This window comes from uncultured Sphingomonas sp., from assembly GCF_964243315.1.
GTDB lineage: Bacteria > Pseudomonadota > Alphaproteobacteria > Sphingomonadales > Sphingomonadaceae > Sphingomonas.
Genome location: NZ_CAXTEM010000096.1, coordinates 689 through 6,060 on the forward strand (window position 1 = coordinate 689; position 5,372 = coordinate 6,060).

A 5,372-nucleotide genomic window follows, 5' to 3' on the forward strand; every position below is an offset into this window, starting at 1 on the left:
CCGATCTGGTGATCCTCGACTGCAACATGCCGGAATTGTCGGGCTTGCTGGTCCTGCGGCAAATGCGCGATACACTCGATCTGTGCCACACCCCGGTGCTGATGCTCACTGGTCGCCGCAGCGAGCGGGATAGCGAAATCGCCTTCTATGAGGGTGCGGACGACTACATGAAGAAGCCGTTCGATCCCGAGGAACTGGTGTTCCGTGTCAACGAATTGCTCGCGCGAAAGTCGGCAGGCGCGACGTAGCGTCGCCCATCCCATGAGTGCCGTCTTGATCGACGCCGGCTGGTGTGGCTTGTGTCGCACTCCTGAGGGCGAGGTACATCCGGATGAAGATTGGCACCGCGGTACTGATCGCCCTCATGCTTTGCTCGTGCGAGCGTAAGCAGGATACGACTGCGGCGACGTCCAATGTCATTCCGGAAGGTGATCGTGCCTTAATGGCGTCCGGCCTGGCGCCGGAGGCGATCGCCGCCGCCCGCACATATCTGGAGCCCTTCACCCGCGCGGATCAGGGGGCGTGCTTTAGCGAGGTCGAATCGTCGAGCGCCGATCTTGAAGCTCCCGCGGCAGCGGTCTTCGCAAGCTCGCCGCAGGTCACGCGGGTGGTCGTGGCGATCGACGGGTCGGGCTCGATGGCGACGTTTATCGGCACGCGGAGCAAGCTTGCGCTCGCCAAGGAGGCGACGCTCGCGTTCATCGGCGGCCTCAGTGAAAAGGTGCCGGCGTCGGTGCTCGTCTTCGGTCAGCAGGGCAGCAACAATGACAGCGGCAAGGCGGCGTCCTGCCGGGGAATCGACCAGCTCGCGCCTATGTCGCTCGATCGCGATGCGCAACGGCGCGCGGTAGCATCGGTGCGCGCGGTCGGCTGGACGCCGCTCGCCGCCGCCCTGCAAAAGGCACAGGCGCAGCTTGGCGTGGGCGCCCCTGGCGAACAGGTCATCTACGTGGTCTCGGACGGCAACGAGACCTGCGGCGGCGATCCCGTCGCGATCGCTCGCGCGATCAACACCGGGCAGACCCGCGCGATCGTCAACATCATCGGCTTCGATCTGCCCGCCGCCGATCGCGCCGCGCTGACCGAGGTGGCGCGGGCCGGCGGGGGCACGCTGATCAACGTGGCGGACGATACGGAGTATCGGCGCATGCTCGCCGCGACGCGCGAGGCCGGGCGGCTGACGATGAACACGGTGCGGGCGAGTGGGGCGCGATCGCGCAACCTGATCGACACCAGCGCCGCGACCACCCGTGCGACGATCTGTATCGGCGACATCATCACCCGCGAAACGCTCGCCGTCGGCACGGACCTGACCCGCCGCGCGACCGCCAAGCAGGACGCGCCCGACCGGCGCGTGGTGTTCGCGGTGCTCGATCAGCGGCACAAGGCGCTGACTGCAAAGCGCGAGGCGTTCGAGGCGCGGTTGAAGGGCGAGCGCGATCGTTCGAACGATGCCATCGACGTTCAGGAGGAGGCCGCGCGCTAGCGAGCTGTATGTCCTACACCCGCGGTAATTGCTATCATGGCATCTCTTCGCATCGTCCACTCTAACCGGTCACGGCCTCAGTCGCATCGCTCGAAAAACGACAGCGTTTATGCCTCACCTTAGCCTAACCTTCCGCCGCCGTACTGCTGCCGCGTCGCTTGACGCCGTCTGCTGCATCGCTTACTAACATACGTGTCAGTAAGGAGCCGAGTCGATGGCCAAGCTACCTCCGTTCCCCGGCACCACCGGCCGCCGCGACTGGCGCACTGCCTTCGATGCGATCAAGAAGCTGCTCGCAAATGGCGACGACACCACGCAGGTGTTCCGCATCATGCGCGCGCTGAACGTCGGCAACGGGCCGATGAACTATGCGCGGCTGCTCGGCACCGTGCAGGGCGGGCGGCTCGCCTATGAACGTACCGAACTGGCGAAGCGCCTTTCGGACCCCGCCTTCGTCGCGCAGTTTGCACCCGGCACGGTCGGCGCGGCGTATCGGCACTTCCTCGAATCCACCGGCTATTCCGCCGACGGCCTCGTCGAGGTCAGCCGAGTCGAGCCGACCGAGGACGACATCGCGCATCCCTATGCGTGGTTCGGCCGTCGCGTCCGCGACACCCACGACATCTGGCACGTGCTCACCGGCTACAAGGCCGACGAAAGCATGGGCGAGGCTGCGCTGGTCGCGTTCAGCTATGCACAGGTTGGCGGCCTCGGCTGGGCGTTCATCGGCGGGGCCGCGGCGCTCAAGAGCCTGAGCGTCACCAAGAGCAGCCTGTTCGCCAAGGCGGTATGGGAGGGCTATCGCCACGGCCGCAAGGCGAAGTGGATTTCGGGCGAGGATTACGAACAGCTACTCCACGAGCCCATCGACGCGGCACGCGCGCGCCTCGGCATCGCCACCCCAGTCGCGTATCTGAAGGCGCAGCGCGAACTCGGCGCTGAGCTTGCCTCCTATCTCAGCACCCGTCGCGACGCCGCTGCCGCGACGCCTGCTCCGGGGCACCTCGCCGCCTGAGCCAGCGCGGATTGCCAGCGAGCCAGCGCGCGCTAAGTCGGGCGCGATGCTCGCGCGCCTGGTCCTCACCGATTTCCGCAACCACCCTGCGCTGACGCTCGCGCCCGGCGCGGGCTTTGTCGTGCTCACCGGCGCGAATGGCGCGGGCAAGACCAACATCCTCGAAGCGGTGTCGTTGCTCGCCCCCGGTCGCGGGCTGCGCCGCGCCTCCCTCGGCGACATGGCACGCGCGGACGGACCCGGCGGCTTCGGCGTCGCCGCGGCCGTGATCGGCGACGTCGAGATCGCGACCGGCACGCTCGCGAGCGCACCCGAACGCCGGATCGTGCGCATCCAGGGCGCGACCGCGACCGCCAACACGCTGGCCGACTGGCTAACGATCCTGTGGCTGACCCCGGCGATGGACCGGCTGTTCGTCGAACCTGCGGGCGAGCGCCGTCGCTTTCTCGACCGCCTGACGCTGGCGCTCCATCCCGCGCATGCGCACCACGCCACCCGCTACGAGGCGGCGATGCGCGCGCGCACCCGCCTGCTGACCGACGATATGCCTGCAGACCCGGATTGGCTCGCCGCGCTCGAAGCGCAGATGGCCGAGCATGGCGGCGCGCTGGCGGCGGCGCGCGACGATACCGTGACGCTGTTGGCGGCGCGCCTCGCCGACAGTGCGGATGCGTCCTTCCCCCGCGCGGGGCTCGCACTCGAGGGCTGGGCCGCAACCGATTTGGCCCATGCTCTGCGCCAGAACCGCGCGCGCGACGCCGCCGCGGGACGCGCGCTGGTCGGGCCGCACCGCGTCGACCTCGTCGTCACGCATCTCGACAAGAGCCGTGCCGCCGCGCTCGCGTCCACCGGCGAGCAGAAGGCGCTGCTGCTCGGCATCGTCCTCGCGCATGCCGAACTGGTCGCGGACCGCACCGGGCGCCGGCCCGTGCTGCTGCTCGACGAGGTCGCCGCGCATCTCGACCCCGCCCGCCGCGGCGCGCTGTTCGACCGGCTCCGGGGCATTGGGCAGGTCTGGATGACCGGCGCGGAAGAAGCACTGTTCGCCGCGATTGGTCCCGAAATGGTACATTATGTTGTTGGCGAAACCACCGGCTTTGCTTGAAGCGGTGCGGCGCGGACGGGCACAAAGCCGCGACGGGGGTTCTGCCATGACGATAACGACGATGCGGCGCACGGCGCTGACGATGGGCGCGCTGGTGTCCGGCAGCATGTTGTTCGCTACGACCTCGCCGGTAACCGCCGCGGTGATCGTGAACCCGATTCCGCAACCGATCTCGCAAGGGCTGAGCGTCCGCATCGCGCCCTTCGTGAGGGCGCCCGCCACCGGCCAGCCGCGCAATCTCGCCAGCATCCAGTCGATGAGGGCGGTGAAGGACGGCAGCGACCGGTTGTTCGTCAACGACACCCGCGGCACCATCTCGGTCACCACTGTCGCGGGGGCGGCGCCGACCACCTGGTTCGACATCCGCGACCAGAATGTCGGATTCGCGCAGACCAACAGCCAGACCGGGCTGGTATCCTTCGCCTTCCACCCGAACTACGGCCGCAACGCGTCGCTGCCGGGCTTTGCGACCTTCTACACGATCGACACGACCCTCGCGGACGGCGCGCCGGCGCCGACCTATTCGGGCAAGGGTCCGGTCGACCACCACAATGTCGTCCGCGAATGGATCGTGGCGGACCCCAAGGCGGCGACAGCCACGATCGCGAGCACGCGCGAGCTGCTCCGCACCGCTCAGCCCTCCAGCGATCACGGCCCCGGCACGATCGCGTTCAACCCCACTGCCGCCGTCGGATCGGCCGATTACGGCAAGCTCTACATCGGCCTAGGCGATGGCGGCGGGGTCAGCGATCCCAACGACAATGCGCAGGATGGGCGCAGCCCGTTCGGCAAGATCCTGCGCATCGACCCGAGCGACCCCGACGGCACCGGCCCCGCCGCCTACGCGATCCCCGCCGACAACCCCTTCGCCGGCAGCACGGGCGTGCTCGGCGAGGTCTGGGCGTCGGGCCTGCGCAATCCGCAGCAGTTCAGCTGGGACCAGGCCACCGGCGCGATGTACATCGCCGACGTCGGCCAGGCGCAGATCGAGGAGGTCAATGTCGGCCGCGCCGGCGCCAATTACGGCTGGCCGCTCCGCGAAGGCACGTTCGGCCGCTCCGCCGACAAGTCGGAGCTGTTCGTCACCGACGATCCCAATCCCGGCTTCTTCGTCGATCCGATCGGCCAATACGACCACGACGAAGGCTCCGGCATTGGTGCCGCGCAGCTCTATCGCGGATCGCTGATGCCCGAATTGTTCGGCAAGATGCTGGTGACCGACATCGTCAACGGGCGCATCTTCTACTTCGACCCTGCCGACGCGACCGGCGGCGTCGCGCCGTTGAGCGAGCTCGCGCTCTACCTGGACGGCGTCGCCACGACGATGCTGCAGCTGGAAGGATTGCGCGGCCGCGTCGACTTGCGCATGGGGGTCGATGCCGCGGGTGAATTGTACCTGCTCACCAAGCAGGACGGCGACATGTATCGCATCCTGTCCGCTATCCCCGAACCGTCGACCTGGGCAACGATGCTGGCCGGCTTCGCGCTGATCGCAGCGACGCTGCGCCGCCGCCGGAGGATCGCCGCAGCGGCCTAGCGACCGCATGCGGCGCGCCTGCTGCGCGAGCCATTTCGCTTCCGTTTCGGGGTCGTCGTGCCTATATGCTGGGCATGGCAACCAACCCCAATTCCAGCCCCAATATGGGCGATTACGGCGCCGATTCGATCAAGGTCCTGAAGGGCCTCGACGCGGTGCGCAAGCGGCCCGGCATGTACATCGGCGACACCGACGACGGATCGGGCCTCCACCACATGGTGTTCGAGGT

At 68.1% G+C, this 5,372-nt stretch carries 4 protein-coding genes and 2 pseudogenes; all 6 read left to right on the forward strand.

Annotated features, from left to right (window positions below; all coding sequences use genetic code 11):
• Window positions 1–8 precede the first annotated feature (8 nt).
• Entirely contained in the window at window positions 9–248 is a 240-nt protein-coding gene (locus tag ACFE77_RS15785; RefSeq protein ID WP_375422603.1) for a response regulator transcription factor, read from the forward strand.
• 194 nt (window positions 249–442) lie between these two features.
• Window positions 443–1,486: a VWA domain-containing protein gene (locus tag ACFE77_RS15790; protein WP_375422604.1), complete on the forward strand. Its 1,044-nt coding sequence runs from the start codon at window positions 443–445 to the stop codon at window positions 1,484–1,486.
• Between the two features lie 214 nt (window positions 1,487–1,700).
• Window positions 1,701–2,501, forward strand: coding sequence for a Coq4 family protein (locus tag ACFE77_RS15795; protein WP_375422605.1), 801 nt, complete (start codon window positions 1,701–1,703; stop codon window positions 2,499–2,501).
• Window positions 2,502–2,547: 46 nt separating this feature from the next.
• Window positions 2,548–3,606: a DNA replication/repair protein RecF gene (gene recF / locus ACFE77_RS15800; RefSeq protein ID WP_375422606.1), complete on the forward strand. Its 1,059-nt coding sequence runs from the start codon at window positions 2,548–2,550 to the stop codon at window positions 3,604–3,606.
• 256 nt (window positions 3,607–3,862) lie between these two features.
• A pseudogene (locus ACFE77_RS15805) lies at window positions 3,863–5,020 on the forward strand (PQQ-dependent sugar dehydrogenase); the annotation flags it as partial.
• A 21-nt stretch (window positions 5,021–5,041) separates the two neighbouring features.
• Window positions 5,042–5,143, forward strand: a pseudogene (locus tag ACFE77_RS15810) (PEPxxWA-CTERM sorting domain-containing protein); the annotation flags it as partial.
• Window positions 5,144–5,372: the final 229 nt, after the last annotated feature.

Excerpts from the sequence above, each read along its gene's own strand:
- ACFE77_RS15795 (WP_375422605.1), top strand. The coding sequence starts at position 1,701 with ATGGCCAAGCTACCTCCGTTCCCCGGCACCACCGGCCGCCGCGACTGG.
- ACFE77_RS15790 (WP_375422604.1), top strand. The coding sequence starts at position 443 with ATGGCGTCCGGCCTGGCGCCGGAGGCGATCGCCGCCGCCCGCACATAT.
- recF (WP_375422606.1), top strand. The coding sequence starts at position 2,548 with ATGCTCGCGCGCCTGGTCCTCACCGATTTCCGCAACCACCCTGCGCTG.